13 protein-coding genes are annotated in these 19,521 nt (G+C 60.6%); 8 read left to right on the top strand and 5 right to left on the bottom strand.

All coding sequences use genetic code 11. The annotated features are described in order from the left end of the window. Positions 1-28: 28 nt before the first annotated feature. The gene (locus EOA78_RS11695; RefSeq protein WP_023797723.1) at positions 29-382 is read right to left on the bottom strand and encodes a Rieske (2Fe-2S) protein; all 354 of its coding nucleotides are present in this window, start codon (positions 380-382) and stop codon (positions 29-31) included. Positions 383-394: 12 nt separating this feature from the next. Next, on the bottom strand, positions 395-1,477 hold the full coding sequence (locus EOA78_RS11690; protein WP_127315245.1) for an amidohydrolase family protein: 1,083 nt from the start codon (positions 1,475-1,477) through the stop codon (positions 395-397). 133 nt (positions 1,478-1,610) lie between these two features. Here EOA78_RS11690 and EOA78_RS11685 point away from each other — a divergent pair, with 133 nt between their 5' ends. Both EOA78_RS11685 and EOA78_RS11680 read left to right on the top strand, forming a co-directional pair. Then, positions 1,611-2,468, top strand: a complete 858-nt coding sequence (locus EOA78_RS11685) for a LysR family transcriptional regulator (protein WP_127315244.1) — start codon at positions 1,611-1,613, stop codon at positions 2,466-2,468. Positions 2,469-2,555: 87 nt separating this feature from the next. Continuing rightward, positions 2,556-3,641, top strand: a complete 1,086-nt coding sequence (locus EOA78_RS11680) for a hybrid-cluster NAD(P)-dependent oxidoreductase (protein WP_127315243.1) — start codon at positions 2,556-2,558, stop codon at positions 3,639-3,641. Positions 3,642-4,032: 391 nt separating this feature from the next. On the opposite strand, the gene EOA78_RS11675 is transcribed toward EOA78_RS11680, so the two are convergent. Then, positions 4,033-5,328, bottom strand: a complete 1,296-nt coding sequence (locus tag EOA78_RS11675) for a lipopolysaccharide biosynthesis protein (protein WP_127315242.1) — start codon at positions 5,326-5,328, stop codon at positions 4,033-4,035. A gap of 197 nt (positions 5,329-5,525) precedes the next feature. Between EOA78_RS11675 and EOA78_RS11670 the strand changes: the two genes are divergently transcribed. The 6 genes from EOA78_RS11670 (at position 5,526) to EOA78_RS11645 (ending at position 16,663) form a co-directional block, all read left to right on the top strand. After that, the gene (locus EOA78_RS11670) at positions 5,526-8,006 is read left to right on the top strand and encodes a GumC family protein (protein WP_127315292.1); all 2,481 of its coding nucleotides are present in this window, start codon (positions 5,526-5,528) and stop codon (positions 8,004-8,006) included. A 122-nt stretch (positions 8,007-8,128) separates the two neighbouring features. Beyond that, a complete protein-coding gene (gene folD, locus EOA78_RS11665) occupies positions 8,129-9,028 on the top strand; it encodes a bifunctional methylenetetrahydrofolate dehydrogenase/methenyltetrahydrofolate cyclohydrolase FolD (protein ID WP_127315241.1) in 900 nt (299 codons plus the stop codon). A 127-nt stretch (positions 9,029-9,155) separates the two neighbouring features. Further along, a complete protein-coding gene (locus tag EOA78_RS11660; protein ID WP_127315291.1) occupies positions 9,156-10,145 on the top strand; it encodes a GlxA family transcriptional regulator in 990 nt (329 codons plus the stop codon). Between the two features lie 158 nt (positions 10,146-10,303). Next, the gene (locus EOA78_RS11655) at positions 10,304-11,965 is read left to right on the top strand and encodes a VWA domain-containing protein (RefSeq protein WP_127315240.1); all 1,662 of its coding nucleotides are present in this window, start codon (positions 10,304-10,306) and stop codon (positions 11,963-11,965) included. Positions 11,966-12,341: 376 nt separating this feature from the next. Continuing rightward, positions 12,342-14,771, top strand: a complete 2,430-nt coding sequence (locus EOA78_RS11650) for an AAA family ATPase (RefSeq protein WP_245477475.1) — start codon at positions 12,342-12,344, stop codon at positions 14,769-14,771. Next, positions 14,768-16,663, top strand: coding sequence for a UvrD-helicase domain-containing protein (locus EOA78_RS11645; RefSeq protein WP_127315239.1), 1,896 nt, complete (start codon positions 14,768-14,770; stop codon positions 16,661-16,663). Before EOA78_RS11650 ends, EOA78_RS11645 begins: the two co-directional genes overlap by 4 nt. A gap of 361 nt (positions 16,664-17,024) precedes the next feature. On the opposite strand, the gene EOA78_RS11640 is transcribed toward EOA78_RS11645, so the two are convergent. After that, positions 17,025-18,509: a hypothetical protein gene (locus EOA78_RS11640; RefSeq protein WP_127315238.1), complete on the bottom strand. Its 1,485-nt coding sequence runs from the start codon at positions 18,507-18,509 to the stop codon at positions 17,025-17,027. Between the two features lie 453 nt (positions 18,510-18,962). Continuing rightward, the coding region (locus tag EOA78_RS11635) for a dihydroxy-acid dehydratase (RefSeq protein ID WP_206533432.1) at positions 18,963-19,521 on the bottom strand (559 nt) is incomplete at its 5' end.

The raw sequence follows: 19,521 nt of genomic DNA, 5'->3' as shown, positions 1-19,521 counted from the left end.
TCGATTTTTCCGCGGTTTGACGCAAATCTTACGCCGTTACATAGATTTCACCAGCTTCCACCGTGACAGGGAATGTTCGGGCACGCACGCCCGGATCGACCAGGGCGGCACCGGTCTTTATGTCGAATTCCCAGCCGTGCCAGGCGCAGCGCACGATTTCGTTCTCGCGGTGGTAGATGAATTGCGCTTGGTCGACCGGTGCCGTGGTTCCGCATTGCGGTCCCTCGCAAAGCGGAGCGCCGCGGTGCGGGCAAACGTTCAGCAAGGCATGGAATGAATCTCCGATACGGAAAACCCCGACTGAAAGGCTGCGGATCTTGGCGATGTAGGGAGTTCCGGTCTCGATTTCGTCGACGCGGCAAATGTATGTCTTCTCAGCCATGGTTTGCTCCCGTCACGCGGCATTCGCCGCTTGCGTGCGGGGAATGCGTTTATAGACCTCGAGCGCATTCATTCCCATGATCTTGCTTTTCCAGGCGGGCGGGATGTGCAGCGTGTTGGCATCGTCATAATCCCAATGCGGGTAGTCGGAGGCAAACATCAGTGTGTTCTCCCCGTCCATTGCTTCGAGAGTGGACCAGAGATGCTGTATGTTCGCGGGCTGCTCCAGCGGCTGCGTGGAAAAGCGGATGTTGCGCCGGCAATACTCTGAGGGCAGCATCTTCAGCCACGGCGTTTCCTTGCGCAGCGCTTTGTAATCTGCGTCCAGGCGCCACAATACCGACGGAACCCAGGCCACGCCGCACTCGATGATCACGAAATACAAATCCGGCCATTTCTCGAAAACGCCATGCGCGATCATGCTCGCCACATGCGACAAGGCCGACATGTGAAGAATAGCGTGCGTCTCCCAGAAAAAGGTAGTCGGAGCTGGCGCAACCGCGTTCCAGTTGATGCCGCCATGGCCGCCCAGGTGGATCGCGAATGGCAGCCCGACTTCGGCGCAAGCCTCGAAAATGGGATGGTAGAACGGATCGCCGTAGGGTTTGACCGAGCCTTGGGAGGCCAGAACCTGTACCATACGGGGATGATTGCCGAGGCGGCGGATCTCGGCTGCTGCGAGCTTCGGATCCTGCGGCGCGATGATGATGGAACCCATAAAGCGACTGTCTTTGGGAAGCCACTCGGCGATCTGGTAGTCGTTATACGCGCTGACCAGCGCGCTGGCGTAATAGGGGTTTGCCAGCGTGGATGCCTCTATCGGCTCGTCGCCGGTGAGGATAGCGGCCCCGACATTATATTTGTCGAGGTGCTTTTCCTTCATGATGAGATAATTGTCGGCTTCGGTCTCTGGCCTGACATCCTTGCGGGAGAAGTCCTGCGGGTGGAACCACGGACGGTGCCCGTGCGGGAAGGCGCCTCTCGGACCGGTTTTCTCGCCTTCCACGAACATGTCTTTCCAGACGCCGGAAAGGTAGGGCTCGAGCACCGTCGCGCTCGACCAGTAATTGTGACAATCGCAATCGACTATGAACACCCTATCCAACTCCCTGGCGTAGCAGGCCGGCTAACCTAGCCGGCTCCTTCAACCGCAGCTTCCGCCTTGGGAATTATTTGATCAAGCTTGTAACTTGGGGTAATACGATCGAATTTTCCGATTGCGAGGTGACATGCAGCTGGATCACATCGAGACCTTTCTCGACATCATGGAGTCGCGAAATTTTAACCGCACTGCGGATCGTCTGGGCGTAACGCAGTCAACAGTCAGCACCCGCATCAAGAACCTGGAGCAGGCCATCGGTTCGGAGCTCTTCCTGCGAGGACGAGCCGGCGCCGAACCGACCGCGGCGGGGCGGCGTTTCGAAGCCTATGCGCGCGCCGTGCTGTCGACATGGTCACAGGCCCGCCATGACGTGCGGGCATTTAACCGGTTCGAAGGCACCTTGCGCGTCGCTGCCCAGGTCGGGATGACGCGCTCGATATTGCCAGGTTGGGTGGAGACGTTGTTCCAAGTGCTGCCAAAATCGTCAATTCACGTGGAATCCGACTATTCGCCGCAGATGATTTCCGATTTGAGCTTGGGAAATCTGGATATTGCTGTGGTCTACGCGCCCCGATACCTGCCTGAAATCTCCTACGATCCTCTTATGGTCGAAGAATACGTCATGGTATCTACGTCTGCCAGGATCCTGTCGGAGGTCAACCCGGATACGTATATCCGGCCAGGCTACACGGTCGCGCTTGAAAAAGCCCACGCCGTGGCGCTACCGGAATTGGCGATAGGCCGCCTTTCGATGGGCTCGGAAACGCTCGCCGAAGCGATGCTGCGGCGCATGGGTGGCACTTGCTATATGCGCAGTGACGACGCTCGGCGATATACCGCCGAGCGGCCGTCTTTTGTGGTCGAGGGTGCGCCCGCGCTTCAGCAGCCCGTTCACACCGCTATTTTGGCGCGCCGCAAGCACGAGCCGATCATCCGTAGAGGGATTCGCGCGCTCCATCTGGCCGTTATGTCCATGGAAAGTTAGATCGAAATACCCGATTGTAAAGGGGGACATCTGCCGCTTTTTTTAAAGCATCCCGGCTGCCATCCTGGCCAGGTCAAGCAGAGTCAAATGATGAACGCGCACGCTTCCTTTTCGACCACCGACTTCGCTCCGGCGATGCGTCAACGGCAATGGGCGGAGAGCGCAAGACAGTTCGTGCGCTGCCGACGCGTCATCGATGACACGTCCGATGTCAGGACATTCGTGTTTTCGGCCGCTTCTGGCCACATGTTCAGTTTCAGTGCAGGCCAGTATTTAGTCCTGCACCTGACGATCGACGGCACCCGAGTAACAAGATCGTACTCGGTGTCGTCTCCGCCGACTCGACCGCTCGACCTGCAGATCACGGTGAAGCGGGTGAAGGGCGGGCTTGTTTCCAACTGGCTTCACGACAATCTCCGGCCGGGCCACGACATTGAAATCGAAGGGCCGGTCGGGCGTTTCAACTTCGACGATCTGCCATCCGAGAAGCCGCTTTTCCTTTCGGGCGGCAGCGGCATCACTCCCGTTATGTCGATGCTGCGGGCGCTAACCGACCGGGCATCTGGTCATGACATCCGTTTCATTCACTGCGCTCGGACGGCGAACGACATCGCTTTCCGCTCCGAGTTGGAGGCGCTCGCCGCGCGATTCTCCAATGTCGATGTAAGCTTCATCTGCACTCAGGAAGGTTCGGCGTGGCAGGGCCCTAGGGGTCGGATCGACGGCCCCATGCTCTTGCGGCTGGCTCCCGACCTTCACCAGCGCACGTCTTACGTTTGCGGCCCCGAGCCGTTTATGCAGACGGTTCGGGCCTGTGTCGCGGAGATCGGCATCGCACCCTCGCAGTACCACGAGGAAAGTTTCGGCGGCGCTGTGGGCAATTCCATGCCTCCGCAATCGGCTGTCGCTGGCCAAACGCGCGTCCGCTTCGCCCGGTCTGGCGTGGAGCATCTTTGTGCGCCCGGAGAGACCCTGCTCGATGCGGCGCGCAATTGCGGGCTGTACATTCCCACCGCATGCCAGCAAGGCATTTGTGGTACCTGCCGGATTGTCAAGCTGTCGGGTGAAGTCGCGATGGACGACCTCGGAGGGCTCAGCCTTGAAGAAAAGGCTGCTGGTTACGTGCTGGCTTGCTGCAGCCGGCCGCAAGGCACCGTTTGCCTCGATCTCTGACCTCATTGCGAATTGATGGCCGAGCCCGGCGCTGCGGGCATGCCGGTGGCTCACATGATTGGATAAACGCCGCGCGCACTCATGAGTTGGTTCCAGCAACCTGCGCTTGGTCGCTGGATCCTTTGATTGTCGGCTTTCGGGCGCATCGTGCGGCGGGAATGGTCGGATTGGGTCAGATCACGTCGGTACCCGCGGGGGCCTGAAGGGCCGCTTCTTATAATCCGAGCCTCAAAGCCGCCAGTCAGCAATCGGCCCCGTTGCGGTCATTCCACCACCCGCGCCGCAACGACCGCTTCGCCCGCTTCCCGCATTGCGGACCTTCTGGCCGCCGACCCCGCATTGCCGCTCTCCATCGGTCGCGGCGATCGGCGGCAGCCAGCTAGTTTTGACCCTAGACTGGCTTCGCCGGTTTGCGCATCGCCGAATAGGTGAGCAGCGCCGAGGCGAGATAGAGCAGCAGGAAGACGACGTTGAGCGACAGCACCAGATCGGGCGTGTCCAGGATCGTGGTCAGCACATAGGTCAGCAGGACCGCCTTCAGCCCGGCAAGCAGGGCCAGGTTGATCGCCCGCACCAGTGTCTGGCCGCGCGCGAACAGAAGCTCGGCCTGGTATTCGACCAGATTGCGCAGGCCCGGCACGCAGATCGCCAGCGCCACCAGAGGGGCGGCCTCCGCAACATTCCTGCCGAGCGCATTGGGGAAGAAATGCAGCACGACGCCGAGTGCCGCCAGCGCCAGCGTCGAGACCAGGAACACGCCGCCTTCGATGCCGCTCTTGACCGCGAGGCGTGACAGGAGTTCCGGCGCCCGCATCATGCGCTGTACCAGCATCATCGAGAAGGTGCGGATCGGGATCGCCGTCAGGTCGACCAGCCGCATGATGATGGCATAGATGCCGGCGAGATGCGGCCCGCCGATCGCCAGCACCAAGAGCTTGTCGAATTCCATCTGCAGGTAGAACAGCACCTCTGCGCCGGCCACGTAGATGGAATCGGCGAGCCGCCGCAGATAGAGCTCCAGCCCCAGCCGCAGCCGCTGACGCGGATAGAAAAATCCGAAGGCGATGAGCAGCGAGGCGGCGTTGGCCAAGATATAGTACCAGGACCAGACCCCTATGGTCGGCTGCGCCGCGAGCATGAAGAGCACGGCGCCGAGCGCCCGCAAGGCCGTCGCCAGGATCGTCAGCAAGGCGGCGCGGCCGAATTTGCCGAGACCGTTGTTGACGATCAGCGCGACCTCGACCGGCCGCCACAGCAGCGCCTCGGCAAACACGATCGCCGCAAAGACCGACAGCGGCACGGTGCTGGCAAAGAAGACCAGGTAGACGCCGTAAGAGGCGGCAGCCAGCAACGGCAGCGATATCACGCCAAGCAGCAGGAAGCCGGCCGTGAAGGTGCCGATCAGATTGGGGCGGATGGTAGCGGTTCGGTAAAGCGCCGAGATGAAACCGAAGGCCAGGATGCGTGACAGCATCACGCCGGCCGCCGAAGCGGTGGCGAACATGCCGAACTCGGCGATGGACAGCGTGTTGGCCAGCGCAATGAAATAGGCGAGCGAAAACACCAGCCGCCCGCCCGCGCCGCTGATCGCCGAGAGATAGTCGCGAACCAGCCCCCGTCGCTCGGCCACGAAAGCGCCGATCCGGGCGAGGGGCCGCCGTTGCGGGATGTTGCCAGCCTGTGTCATGTGTCGGAGACAGCATAGGCTGGAAAGTTTAACGCGCGGTTCTGGGCGCTTTCGCTGCGTTCAAGAAGGGCACGACCGAAGAGGGAAACGTCGCCTTTAGAGCAGGAAAATTAACCTTTTGTTTCCTATGCCCGTTTAGCATGGCTTAACGAATGGCTGACCGGGCGTCCAAGCCGGCAAGGGCAAGCTCCGCGACAATGGTCGACAGGCAAAACCGTGAAGATTGGAAGCGCGAGCGGTCGTTGCTGGCGCTCGGCCAGGCGATGCGCGGCGAAGACGACGCTGAACCATCGCTGGTTTCGATCGGGGATCGGGCAGACCCGTCATGGCGCGAAGATGCCGCGACGCGCCATCGTCTCGCGCGCTTACGCCGCGAGGGGCGAGCGGATCCGGAACTCTCGGCAGCCCCGGAGCCCCCAGCGATTCCGGAACGCCCGGCAACTCCGGAATTCTCGGCAGATGATGAAACAAGCCAGTTTCAAGCCGAGGATGCATTCGCTTCGGCCATCCGGATGCCGCCTGAGACCGACGACGCCATTGAAGCGGACTATGCGGACGTCAGGCCGCGGGAGGAGCCGGTTGCTGCCGGCGCCTCCAAGGACCGCCGTGCCGATGCCGATCCTCAATACGCCGCGTTCGATTCTCGATACGCCGCATTCGAGCCTCGATACGCCGCGGTCGAGCCTCGATACGCCGCATTCGAGCCGAGATACGCCGGTGACGAGCAGCGGTCTTTCCGTGAGGACGACGACGGATGGAAGCCGTTGATCGATCCGATGCAGGTGGTCCGCGGCGTTGCCCGGTCGAAGCTGCTGATCGTCGCCATGACGATACTGGGCGCCACGCTTGGTGTCGCGATCGCGCTGTCGACGCCGAAGAAATACGAAGCCACCGCAGAGCTGATCGTCGACCCGCGCGACCTGAAGCTCACCGACCGCGACCTCACCCAATCGGTGGTTGCGTCCGACGCCACGCTGGCCATCGTCGAAAACCAGGTTCGCGTGCTCACCTCCGGTACCGTTCTCAACAAGGTCGTGGACAAGCTCAATCTGGTCAACGATCCGGAGTTCAACGGGCAGGGTTCCGACGGCCTGGGCGTGATGACGCTCATCCGGTCGATCCTGTCGCGCAATGACGGGCCCGGTGCCGATGAGGGCCGCCGCCGTGCGCTGGCCGTCGCCAATCTGGCGGAGAGCCTTTCGGTCGAGCGTGGCGGCAAGACCTTCGTCATCTCTGTCAGCGCCACCACGCAAAATGGCGAGAAGTCGGCGCTCATCGCCAATACGATGACGGACGTTTTCCTGCAGACCTTCGGTCAGATCCAGTCCGACACCGCTGGCCGCGCCACGAACGAACTGACCGGCAGGCTCGACGAATTGCGCAAGGGCGTGGAAGTGGCCGAGCGCAAGGTCGAGGATTTCAGGGCCGCGCACGACCTCGTCGACGCGCAGGGCCATCTGATCAGCGATGACGAGATGCTCAAGCTCAACCAGCAGCTTGCCATCGCCCGCGCGCGCACGCTGGAACTCAACGCCCGCGCGGCGTCGGCGCGCTCGATCGATGTGAATTCGGTTCTGAGCGGCACCTTGCCGGAGGAGATCAACTCCAACACCATGAGCGACTTGCGCTCGCAATATGCGGCGCTCAAGCAGGAGGCCGACCGCGCAGCGATCCGGTTCGGGCCGCGCCATCCCGAGCTCCAGGCGCTCAATGCCCAGCTTGCCGGCTCGCGCGAGCGTATCGCCGCAGAACTGCGCCGCATCGCCTCGTCGCTGCAGGTCGACCTCAGGCGCGCCGTGCAGCTCGAACAGGATCTGGCCTCCCGGCTGGCGCAGTTGAAGGTCCGCAGCGGTGACGTCAACAGCGATCTGGTCACGTTGCGCGAACTGGAGCGCGAGGCCGCCGCCAAACGCTCCGTCTATGAACAATACCTTCTGCGCGCCAGGGAAACCGGCGAGCAGAAGGACATCAACACGGCCAACATCAACGTGATCTCCAGGGCCTTCGCCCCGCTCGAGCCGAACGGACCGTCGCGCGCCGTGACGGTGCTTGCCGGCCTGCTGGCGGGCCTCGCCTCTGGTGTCGGCCTTGGCGCCATGCGCGGCGCCTATGCAAGCCTGCGCGATACCGCCAATTCACGGCCGCGCCGCCGGACGGACGAGCGCCGTTTTGAAGACAAGGCATACCAGCCGTCGCCGCCGCCCGTTCCGCCAGTCGAGGCCACCAGGCATTCAGGTCCGATCAGTGCGCTGCTGTCGGCGGTGAGCAGGATCGTGCCGCGCAAGGCGCGCAGGGAAGACTCTGCCACTTCGCGTTCCAGTGACTCACCGGCCAGTGGCGCATCGGCAGTCGCCGGAGGCGCAAAGCGGGATCCGGTCAAGCAGCAAGCGATGTATCCGGCCCCGCCTACGCAGGCGTATGCGCAACCGCCGATGGGCTATCCCTGGCAGATGCAGCCGCCGCCGGCCGGCTATCCCTATCCGCCGGCCATGACGCCCCATGCCGGCCCTTATCCGCAGCAGCAGTCCGCCTATCCCCGAGCCTCGTCGGACGAGGCAAATCAGGCTTCGAAAGCCGCCGAACAGCAAGCCTCCATCGAGGAAATCCGAGCCAGCCTGCGCGAATTCCGCGAAGCGGTTCGCGAACTCACCGAAAGCCGATCGCGGCGCTATTTCTGAGGGCCGGATAGAATAAAAGCCATCGGTTTCGAGTTAGCGGCATAAGACGGCGCTTTGACGGGATTGCCGGGTCGGATTTTCGTGAAAATGCCGCCCGAAGAAGAACGATGTTGAGGGTGTTCATGGCCGAGTTGATTGACGGAAAGAACGTCGCCGAAGACGTGGTGCGGCGCGTCAAGGCCTTGACGTTCGAACTGATGGAAAAGGGCGCGCAGAAGCCCGGTCTCGCAGTGGTCATCGTCGGCGAGGATCCGGCGAGCCAGGTCTACGTCGCCTCCAAATCCCGCACCGCCAAGGAATGCGGCTTTCATTCGGTCCAGCACACGCTGCCGGCCGAGACCTCCGAACAGGAACTGCTGAAGATTATTGGCGAACTCAACGCCGATCCCGGCATCAACGGCATCCTGGTGCAGCTTCCGCTGCCTGGCCATATCGACGCGGGCAAGGTGATCCAGACCATCGCGCCGCAAAAGGATGTCGACGGCTTCCACTTCATCAATGTCGGCAAGCTCGGCACCGGCGAACTGGAGACGGCGTTCGTGCCTTGTACGCCGGCCGGCTCGATGCTGCTGATCGAGCGTGTGCGCGGCAAGGATCTTTCCGGGCTCAATGCGGTGGTCGTCGGCCGCTCCAATATTGTCGGCAAACCGATGGCCAATCTTCTGCTTGCTGCCAACTGCACCGTGACCATTGCGCACAGCCGCACCAAGGACTTGGCTGCACTGGCGCGCACCGCCGACATTCTCGTTGCCGCTGTCGGCAGACCTGAAATGATCAGGGGCGACTGGGTCAAATCAGGCGCCACCGTCATCGACGTCGGCATCAACCGCATCGCGGCGCCCGAAAAGGGCGAAGGCAAGACCCGCCTCGTCGGTGACGTCGCCTATGCGGAAGCGGCGAAGATGGCCGGCGCCATCACGCCGGTGCCTGGCGGCGTCGGGCCGATGACCATTGCCATGCTGATGGCCAACACGCTAGCTTCCGCCTATCTCGCGGCCGGATTGAAAAGGCCGTCTTTCTGAACCTGGAAAGCCTCACTTTGCCGAACCTCACAGTTCCCCGAGCATTTTGCAGCCAAGTGGGATCACTTGGCGTTGCATAAATGCGGCTGAAATAAAGAGATAGAGCGGGATGCCCCACTCGACCCAAATGCATCCCGCTCAAGAGCGGCCGGTCACCAACGATCCCGTTCACGGCGGCCGGCAGTTCGGGTTCCTGCTGGTCGACAAGTTTTCCATGTTCTCGCTGGCCGCCGCAATCGACACGTTCCGGTCGGCGAACCGGCTGCTCGGCCACGACTTCTATGGCTGGACGACGGTGTCGGCCGACGGCGATGCCGTCATGGCCTCCAACGGCCTGCCGCTCAAGATCGACTATGCCGTCGCCGATCTGCCGCCGGTCGATATCCTTTTCGTCTCGGTCGGGCTGACGACCGAGTTTCCCGGCAAGAGCAAGGTGCTGGCGGCGCTGCGCAGCTGGGGCCGGCGCGGCAACGCGCTCGGCGCACTGTCGGTCGGCTCCTATCTGCTCGCCGAGGCAGGCCAGCTCGAAGGCTATCGCTGCACCATCCACTGGGAAAACCGCGCCGGCTTCGTCGAGCGGTTTCCCGACATCAACTGCACCGGCAATGTCTTCGAGATCGACCGCAAGCGCTACACCTGCGCCGGCGGTACCACCTCCATCGACCTGATGCTGGAGATCGTGCGTGGCGATTTCGGCTCGAGCCTCGCCAACGGCGTCGCCAACCAGTTCCAGCACGAGCGCATCCGCTCCGCCGGAGACCGCCAGCGCGTCGGCCCTGAGCGCGACCTGACCGGCAAATCGGAAAAGCTGCGGCGCATCGTCGAACTGATGGCCGACCATCTCGACGAGCCGCTGTCGGCGGTGCAGCTCGCCAAGTCGGCCGGCCTGTCGGTGCGCCAGGTCGAGCGCCTGTTCCTGCGTCACCTCACGGTGACGCCCGGCCGCTATTACATGCGGCTCAGGCTTGAGCGGGCTCGCGAATTGCTGCGCCAGACCAACATGCCGATCCTCGACGTGGCGATCGCCACCGGCTTCACCTCACACTCCTATTTTGCCCAGAGCTATCGGCTGCAATTCGGCCGGCCGCCATCCGAAGAGCGGCGCACGACATATTGAGTGGTTTGGCTCAAGGCTTGTGGCCGACCCTCCCATGCCCTGCGTCCGGGCTTGTGTCCTGACGCGGCGTCAAATAGCTTCCCCCGGACTGGCAGAGACTGACTGGCAGAGACTGACTGGCTGCGACGAACTGGCAGCCACTGACTGGGGGAGATTTCATGGCGGGACTTGCGCGGAGCGTCGCTGCGGCGGCCCTCCTGTTGGGGATGACGACGCTCGGCCTTGCCGCCGACCGTGTCGTCATCGTTCTCGACGCTTCCGGCTCGATGTGGGCGCAGATCGACGGCAAGCCCAAGCTCGAAATCGCCCGCGAATCGCTGCGGACCGTGCTGCAATCGGTCCCCGCCGATAGGGAAATCGGCTTCATGGCCTATGGCCATCGCGAGAAGGGCAGTTGCGAGGATATCGAGCTCATCGTGCCGCCGCAGGCCGGCTCGACAGCTGCTGTTTCCGCTGCCGCCGATAGTCTGAAATTCATCGGCAAGACGCCGCTGACCGCGGCGGTCAAGCAGGCGGCCGAGGCGCTGAAATACACCGAGGACAAGGCCACTGTCATCCTGATCACCGACGGGCTCGAGACCTGCAAAGGTGACCCTTGCGCGCTCGGCAAGGAACTGAGGGCTGCCGGTGTCGATTTCACCGTAAATGTCGTTGGCTTCGGCCTGACCGCGGAGGAGGGCAAGCAGGTCGCCTGCCTCGCCGACAACACCGGCGGCAAATACATTCAGGCGTCCGACGAGCAAGCCCTACAGGACGCGCTGGTCGAAACCATCGCCTCCGCACCTGCACCGGCGCTCGAACCAGCGCCTGCGCCGCAGCCGGCCCCCGAGCCGGAAAAGCCGGAGTTCAACTTCATGCCGGCCGTGGTGCTCGCCGAGGGCGGCGATCCCGTCACCGACGGCAATTCCTGGGAGATCTACAAGGCAAAGTCCGACGGCACCCGCGGCGATTACGTCACCACCGAATACGGCGCCTACAAAGGCAATCTGGAGACGGGCGGCTACATTGTCGTCGCACGCTATGGCGAGGCCAGGACCGAACAGAAGATCACGGTCGAGGCGGGCCAGGTCTACAAGCCCCTTGTCACGCTGAATGCCGGCACGCTCATCATTCATCCGCGGCCAAGTGAGGGGGCGGACGTCGCCGATGGCGCGGCTGTCGTGATCGCCTATCCGGGCGTCGATACGCCCGCGACCTATTATGGCGACACCAAGGTCGTGTTGCCGGCCGGCGACCAGAAAGTGACGGTCAGGATCGGGCAGGGCGAGGTCACCGAAACCATCCCGCTCACTGCCGGCAGGATCGTCGACAAGGATATCATCGTCGGCGTCGGCCATGTCGTTGCCAACGCCTACTATACTGCTGGCGGCGACAAGGCCGACGGTTCGGGCATCGGCTTCAAGGTGTTCGAGGCAAGAAAGAAGATCGACGGGACGAGGCAAGAGGTGGCTCATGCCTATGGTCCCGACAGCAAGTTCGATCTGCCGCCCGATGACTATGTGCTGACGGCGACGGTCGACCTTGCCGTCGTCGAGCAGTCGTTCAGCGTCAAGGCCGGTGAGCATCAGGATCTGAAGGTCGCCATCAATGCCGGCGTGCTGGCGATCACCGCGCCAGGGGCCTCGAAGATCGAGATTTTCGATCCGAAGAAGGACGTCAACGGCAACCGCAAATCGCTCGGCTACGCCTATGACGAGAAGTATCAGGCGGCGCTGCCGGCCGGCGACTATGCGGTCGTCTCGGAGAAGTTGGACAACAGCTCAAAGGAGGCCGCAGTGACGGTCAAGGCCGGCGAGCGAGCCGAGCTGACGGTACAGTAGGGACGTAGTTCGACGCCGATGTCGATTGCTCGCGACGGCCTTGAAGGCGCAAGGTACCGAGGCGATCGACGGATCGTTAGATAAGCAAACGCCCGCAATTGCCGAGCTTGACCTTGGAATGCGGCCGGCGCTGTGGTCGACGGACTGGCATTCGCATTTTTTGCCCCGCAGGCAGCGTCGACGCGAATCAGTCGGCTGAACGTCTGAAATGGGTGGTCATTCGTCTCGTCGAGGGAACGAGCAGGTAACGCTAGGAACGGCCATCCCGTTTATGTCTGTCGAATGACCGGAGTGGGGCCGATTGCTGACCGGCAGGTTTCAGTCGCCAACTGGCAAGAGCGGACATTCGAATCCCTTAGCAGCAACGGCGCCCCTAGTGCGCGCCGAGATCGCACTAAATGAGCCGAATTGCCACACCACCTTCATTGCCAGCATTCTCTCTATCCGTATACTTCCCGCAGGGGAGCGGGCCATGCGCATAGATTTCGTCGAAATTGCAAATTTTCGAAAGCTGATTTCGACGCGCGTTGGCCTATCGCCCGAGAAAACGGTCTTCGTGGGCGCAAACAATAGCGGAAAAACCTCGGCCATTACCGCCTTGCGTTATTTCTTGGTGGATCGGGAGAGCTCTAACTTCTGTTTCAACGACTTCACGCTGTCTCATTGGCCTACGGTCAACAAGATGGGGGCGCAATGGGAAGCCGCGCACACTGCTGGGCAGGAACTGCCCGCGCCGGAGTGGGACGCGGTTCTGCCATTTCTCGATGTCTGGCTGAATGTCGCAGAAGACGAAGTCCATTACGTCCAGAAGATTCTGCCGACGCTCGATTGGGACGGTGGACGATTGGGGGTCCGCATGCGCCTCGAACCGAAGGACGCCACCCAGCTCCAAAAGGAGTACGTGACGGCCCGCGCCGAGGCACTCGCGCTGCAAACTGCGGGCGCTGCTCTGGCGCAAGAACAGGGAACGGCTGCCGAAGCGTTTCAGGTTGCGATATGGCCGCAAACGCTTGTCGAATTTTTGCATCGCAGGCTCATGAATTATTTTACGACTAGGTCTTACGTGCTGGACCCAACCGTTTGCACGGATCCCGTGCATGGCGTGGCCCAACCGCAAGCTCTGAACGGAGGCGAACCGATCGATGGCGATCCGTTTCGCGGGCTGATCCGCATTGACGAGATCAGCGCTCAGCGAGGCTTTGGACACGCGGGCGAAGACGCCGGAGCAGACGACGAGGTCAAAATCGCGCCGGCTGGATCACGCAAGTTATCCGTCCAGCTTCGCCACTACTACGCCCGGCATCTCGATCCCTATGACAAGCCCGATGCTCAGGACTTGTTGGCTTTAAAGGCAATCGAGGAGGCTCAGAAAGCGTTCAACCTGCGCCTCAGTGACGGCTTCAAAACCCCCCTGAAAGAGATGCACAAGCTGGGCTACCCCGGCGTCACCGATCCGAAGCTGAATATTTCGACCCGCTTGCGCCCGGTTGAAGGCCTCAATCACGACACCGCCGTGCAGTTTGTGGTGGCGGCGGGAGATGGCGAAAATGCCAAAGACCTCTTTCTCCCCGAAGACTCCAACGGCCTCGGCTATCAGAACCTCATCTCGATGGTGTTTCGCCTGATGGCCTTCCGTGACAGATGGATGCGCGTTGGGAAAGCCAAACACAAAGCGGCGGATGACAGTATTATACCGCCCTTGCATCTTGTCCTCATTGAAGAACCCGAGGTTCACCTGCATACGCAGGTTCAACAGGTCTTTATCCGGCAGGCACATAAAATCCTCCGGAACCATGCCGAACTAGGAAACGGGACAAACTTCGTCACGCAGATGGTAGTTAGCACCCATTCCAGCCACATTGCCCATGAGTGCGACTTTGATTCTCTGCGCTATTTCCGGCGACTGTCGGCCGGCGAAAAATCTGTTCCGACCTCGTGCGTCGTAAACCTCGAAAGCGCATTCGGTGCTGATCCAGACACGAAGCGGTTCGTCACGCGCTACCTGAAGGTCACACACTGCGACCTGTTCTTCGCCGACGCCGCAGTGCTGATTGAAGGCCCCGCAGAGCGGATTTTGGTTCCCAGCTTTGTGAACAACCGTCCGGAATTCTCCAAACTCGGTGAGAGTTACATTACGTGGCTAGAGATCGGTGGGAGCCATGCCCACAAGCTGCGTAGCCTGGTCGAAAAGATTGGCCTCGTGACGCTAGTCATTACCGACGTTGATTCCTGCGACGCGGCAGGTGGTACTGCTCCGCCGGTCCGTGGCTCCAACTACACGACCCGCAACCACACCCTGAAGACGTGGTGGCCCGCCATTGAGGACCTCGACGCGCTGCTCGACAAGCCAGAGGCGGATAAGGTGAAGACCTACACCGAAGAGAATTTCGATATTCGAGTGGCCTACCAGTCCCCTGTCCAGGTCGAGTTTAAGGGAGCTACTGTTGAGGGTCTGGCCTATACGCTTGAAGACGCAATCGTCCTCGAAAACCTCGCCCTGTTTGCCGAGCTACCAGGAACAGGCTTGATCGCTAAGTTTCGGGCAGCCATCGCCGCCAGCGCCGACTTCGCCGCTTTGTCTATGGCATTGAAAGCTGCCGTTGCCGGGGGAACGAAGGCAGAGTTCGCTCTCGACCTCTTGGAGATCGAAGATCCGCTGGCCCTTCAACCGCCTACCTACATTCGTCAAGGGCTCCTTTGGTTGGCCGCGAAGCTAGAACAAAAGCAGAAGGAACTAGGGCTCGCCGCGATTGGCGGGACAGATGGGGGGGAAGCCGTCGCCGGGCCGGCGGAGATTGCCGCGTGACCGAGACCGATCTCCCTGACTCAAATGTCACGCTCGACGACCATGTCGAAGCGCAGTTGGCAGAGTTCTTGAACCTAGAGAACCCCAAAAGCTTTTTCCTGTTTGCGGGGGCTGGTTCAGGGAAGACTCGTTCGCTCGTCAATGCACTCAGATATCTCGCCGACCGGTACCGCGATACGCTTCGCTTACGCGGCCGACAGGTGGCCGTTATCACATACACCAACGCAGCATGCGAAGAGATCACCCGCCGCACTGAGTACGATCCGCTCTTTCTGGTCCGCACCATCCACAGTTTCGCATGGCTGCAGATTCAAAGCTTCCACACCGACATCAGGAAGTGGCTGCGTATTAATCTCCAACAGGAAATCACGGAGATCAGCGAGGAAGAGCAGAAGGGGCGCGCTGGCACGAAGGCATCTGCTTCGCGCTTGGCCCAGATCGAATCCAAACAGCGTCGCTTCGCGCGGCTCGATGATATCAAGACATTCACCTACAACCCGAACAGCGACAATCGGGAGCGCAACGCCCTCAACCACAGTGAAGTCATCAAGATATTCGCAGCTTTCCTATTATCGAAGCCGCTCATGCAACGCATGTTTGTGGAAAAATACCCGTTCCTTCTCATCGACGAGAGTCAGGACACCAGCAAAACGCTGATCGACGCTTTGCTCGCCGTCCAGCAGGCTCATGCGAGCCGGTTCGGCCTTGGGCTTATCGGAGACACGATGCAGCGAATATACCCGGATGGAAAGGAGCGGATTGAAACGATTATTCCGCAGGATTGGGCCACCCCGGAAAAGAAACTTAACCACCGTAGCCCGCAGCGCATAGTTCGTCTCATCAATGAAATCAGGGAAGGCGCCGACAAGCAAAAACAGGAACCGCGAACCGATGCCGAAGATGGCTGGGTGCGGTTGTTCGTGTTTCCCGTCGATGTCGACGATAAGCCGAAGATGGAAGACGGCGTGCGCGCCTACATGGCGCAACTCACAGGCGACACCGGCTGGAACGACGCCAACAAATGCAAAATTCTAACGCTTGAGCACCACATGGCCGCGAAGCGGATGGGCTTTCAAGACCTCTTCGAAGCACTGGCATCGGTGGATGATTTTCGTACCAGCTTCCTCGATGGTAGCTTTAGTGCGACGCGGTTTTTCACCCATAGCGTCCTGCCGCTCGTCAACGCTCAAAAGAAGAACGACAAGTTCGCTGCTACCAAGCTTGTGCGAGAGGACTCTCCGCTTTTGAGCAAGGACAGCCTCAAAGGTTCGGAAAGGCCCATCGATCAGCTGCGGGTAGCGCAGAATGCGATTGATAGCTTGATGGCGCTTTGGGCAGATGGCGTCCCGACGTGCGGGGCTATCCTCGAAAATGTCGCGAGCACTAATCTGTTCGCCATACCGGATAGCCTTAAGGCAGCCTTGGCCGCGAGGCAGGCCGAGCCAACCGATTCCCCTGAAGATGATCAGGAAGACCCGGTAAGCAGTAAGATCGGAGCACTCATTGCTTTCCTCGAATGCTCTTTCGCAGTGATCAAGCCGTACGCTGCGTATGTTGCGCGCGAGGCTTCTTTCGACACCCACCAAGGGGTGAAAGGCTTGGAATTCGATCGCGTCATGGTCCTGATGGATGACGGGGACGCCCGCGGATTCCTGTTCGGCTATGATAAGCTACTTGGCGCCAAAGCCCCAACAGCCGCCGATCTGAGGAACGCGCAGGAAGGCAAGGAGACTTCCCTCGATCGCACAAGACGATTGTTCTACGTCACCTGTAGCCGCGCCAAATCAAGCCTTGCCCTCGTGGCATATTCCCCGGACCCTGCGGCTGTTCGAACTCATGTGATTGCAAATGGATGGTTTGAGGAGAACGAGGTCATATCCGAACTGAATTAACGGACGAGTAGAGCGGTTCCTCGCGACCTTAACGCAGCAATTTTGATCCGCTATCGCGCAACGCGATTCTGCTGTTAGTGCCCGGTGTAGGCATAAGGCTGATGAACGGTGGATGACCTGTATTGGGCGCGAAGCTGTCCGCGGCCCGGGACGCTTCACCTGGCAGATCGGCGACAACGATCCCGACGTGTCCTGTCTCGACTTGGATGAAGAGCCCATCGTGGCACCCAGCACGACCGTTCGACGGGTGTTCAGGGGTTTGACCGGTTCAGGCGGTTGTGCGCCAAACACGACATCAGCACCGACGAGGTCTGACTTTAGCCGGATCCTCCGGCCGGAACGTGACCGGCAGAAGCGCTGGTTATCGGCGCTTCTGCCGCTTGACACGAAATGGACTTTTTATTCGGCGTCCACGTCTGAACGTGCTCTCCAGATCCTTCGGATCTGCAAGGCCAAACGCTTCTCTGTTGGTTGCGAAGCTCGCTTCTAGCTCTGGCGTCCAATCAGGGGCATCCATCACGAGCAGATCCTCTGATCTCGACCTAATCTCTCCGTTTCCACGGTAGATGTCGAGGGCGATACCCACAACGGTTTCAAGCTGTGGCTGCTCGGAGAAAAATGCCAAGCAGTAGGTCTCCAGCATTCCCCCTCTATATTTGCGGTACTCATCTACCGTGCCAAGATTCTTGTCGTACGCCACGCTAAGGAAGACGTAGCCCACGTTCCTCTCACCGCGGCTTCTCGCGATCATGGCTCGCCGAATGAAGCGTGCAAATCCTTCATCGACCGCGCGCTCAAGCGCCGACCACAAGATTTGAGCAAGGTGGATACGGTTCATTCTATTCTCAGCGGCCATAACCCGCAGACCACGCTCCGATAACTCTGTGGATGGAGCGTGACCAAGAAGCTCGATCGACGTCCCTTTCAGAACGTCGTCAGAGATCATCTCAATCACTCGGTCCCAAAGACGCGATGATTCCTTAGCGCCCATGAATTCCTGATACAAAGTGGAAGAGACGTAGGTCTCATACTGGCCTTCGGGAATAGTGACGACGTTACGTCTTGCCTTAATTCTTAACTTTTTGGGGACGAACGCAGCTTTGCCGTCTGTGAAAGCGTTCATCATGTACGTGGCGATCAGGTCGTCCTCGCCCGCAGCAATTGCCAGTCGGCCGGATCTGAGAAACCGAGCCCGAGCATCGAGGTAATTTGTGAAATCGGTGACGGTGTCCAGCTCGCGCATCACTGGTTCGAGGCCTGCCTGATCGAACACATGCACGAACGTGCCGTCCGGGTTCGCGTCCCCCACTGTGAAGGGTCGGAAGTTCTTGCGATCGAGATCGACATGACTCCCGCCCTTTAAGGACGGTTCAATCATGAATGTTCCGCGTGCATGCCCAAAGTACTTTCGGCTTGCGGCGTTGCCTCCGTTCGCCACGGCAATGAGATAGGTGATCCGCTCTTTCTTTGGTGGGAGAGCAATCGGAAGTCTTTGCTCGCATTGTTTGTCGATGAAAATCCGATCCGGATGCAGGTCAAGCCAACGCTCAGCTCCCACCAACTGACCGATCGAAGCATTCACTGCGCGCCTGTACCATCGGCTCCAGGCCAATCCTGTCGGATTATCTGTCTGCCAAGTTATATCCTTGTCGCTGAAGATAAGGACGTGCCGAGCAAACACGACCATGAGATCAGCAATTTCCTGGCCCCCTCCGCTTGAGCTCTTTGTGCGATCGTTAAACGTGTTAGGATATGACCAAAGCCGCAGGAAAGATCGATTGGCAAATCCCGCCAACGTCCGCTCGGTTGCTGTGAAACCCTCGCCCCGTTTGATGCTCGTGCTCATTGCCCCCCCTTTGCGGCTTCACGCATAAAGCGGACGCATTGCTTACAGGTAAAGTTGTTCGCCGTTATGCAAATAAGCGGACTATCCGGAACGCCCCAAGGGCGGTCGATCGGGCCGCTTTGGCTGCGCCAATAAGAAACGGCAGGCTTCAGGATTGTCCCCACCCGACAGTGAGCGGCGACATTTGGGCGCAAACTCGACCTCTTTTACGCCCAAACAGAATGACCGCTTCTAACCGAAGGCATTGTTTGCCTCTATGGCCGAGATGCGGCGCTAAGCGGCCATTCGCGGTGGGGTCACGAGCTTCCGCTTGGGGTCGGACTTTGCCGTTTCTGGAAAACGTAGAAGCGTTCGATCCCGCTCCCCGCTGCATCGGCTACGAATGACCGGTCACGAGAGATAATTGCGTGGCAATCGACAGCCGGTGTCAGACGGCCGCGAGCCGCCCTTTTTTCACTGCAGCGCCAACTCCGCCACGTTGTTTCCGAAGGCGCTGGCGCCATGATCGGCGCGGCCGACCATTTGCCGGAACCCGGCGAAAAGCTCCCGGCCGAAGCCGAATTCATTGCCGATGAGGTCGGCGTCCGCCGCCCGGCGCAGCGCGAAATCACCTGCCGGCACCAGTACTTCCAGCGTTCCGGCCTCCGCGTCGAGTCTGATGATATCGCCTTCATGGATCCTGGCGATCGGCCCGTCCTCGACCGCCTCCGGCGTCACATGGATCGCCGCCGGCACCTTGCCGCTCGCGCCCGACATCCGCCCGTCGGTGACCAGCGCCACATGCTGGCCGCGATCCTGCAGGACCCCGAGCACGGTGGTCAGCTTGTGCAGCTCCGGCATGCCGTTGGCTTTCGGCCCCTGGAAGCGGATGACGGCAATGAAATCGCCGGTCAACGTACCGGCCTTGAACGCTTCGTTGAGCCCTTGCTGGCTGTCGAACACCTTGGCCGGCGCCTCGATGATGCGCCGCTCCGGCTTCACGGCGGCAGGCCTGGTGACGGCATGGCCGAGA

It is taken from the genome of Mesorhizobium sp. M5C.F.Cr.IN.023.01.1.1, from assembly GCF_003997585.1.
GTDB classification, from domain to species: domain Bacteria; phylum Pseudomonadota; class Alphaproteobacteria; order Rhizobiales; family Rhizobiaceae; genus Mesorhizobium; species Mesorhizobium wenxiniae.
Note: the sequence above shows the minus strand (reverse complement) of the source record. Positions and strands in the feature narration are given on the sequence as shown.

What these genes read in the sequence shown, in the direction of transcription:
- EOA78_RS11640 (WP_127315238.1), bottom strand. Translation starts at nt 18,509, where the DNA reads ATGAGCACGAGCATCAAACGGGGCGAGGGTTTCACAGCAACCGAGCGG.
- EOA78_RS11685 (WP_127315244.1), top strand. Translation starts at nt 1,611, where the DNA reads ATGCAGCTGGATCACATCGAGACCTTTCTCGACATCATGGAGTCGCGA.
- EOA78_RS11670 (WP_127315292.1), top strand. Translation starts at nt 5,526, where the DNA reads ATGGTCGACAGGCAAAACCGTGAAGATTGGAAGCGCGAGCGGTCGTTG.
- EOA78_RS11695 (WP_023797723.1), bottom strand. Translation starts at nt 382, where the DNA reads ATGGCTGAGAAGACATACATTTGCCGCGTCGACGAAATCGAGACCGGA.
- EOA78_RS11655 (WP_127315240.1), top strand. Translation starts at nt 10,304, where the DNA reads ATGGCGGGACTTGCGCGGAGCGTCGCTGCGGCGGCCCTCCTGTTGGGG.
- EOA78_RS11675 (WP_127315242.1), bottom strand. Translation starts at nt 5,328, where the DNA reads ATGACACAGGCTGGCAACATCCCGCAACGGCGGCCCCTCGCCCGGATC.
- EOA78_RS11660 (WP_127315291.1), top strand. Translation starts at nt 9,156, where the DNA reads ATGCATCCCGCTCAAGAGCGGCCGGTCACCAACGATCCCGTTCACGGC.
- EOA78_RS11680 (WP_127315243.1), top strand. Translation starts at nt 2,556, where the DNA reads ATGATGAACGCGCACGCTTCCTTTTCGACCACCGACTTCGCTCCGGCG.
- folD (WP_127315241.1), top strand. Translation starts at nt 8,129, where the DNA reads ATGGCCGAGTTGATTGACGGAAAGAACGTCGCCGAAGACGTGGTGCGG.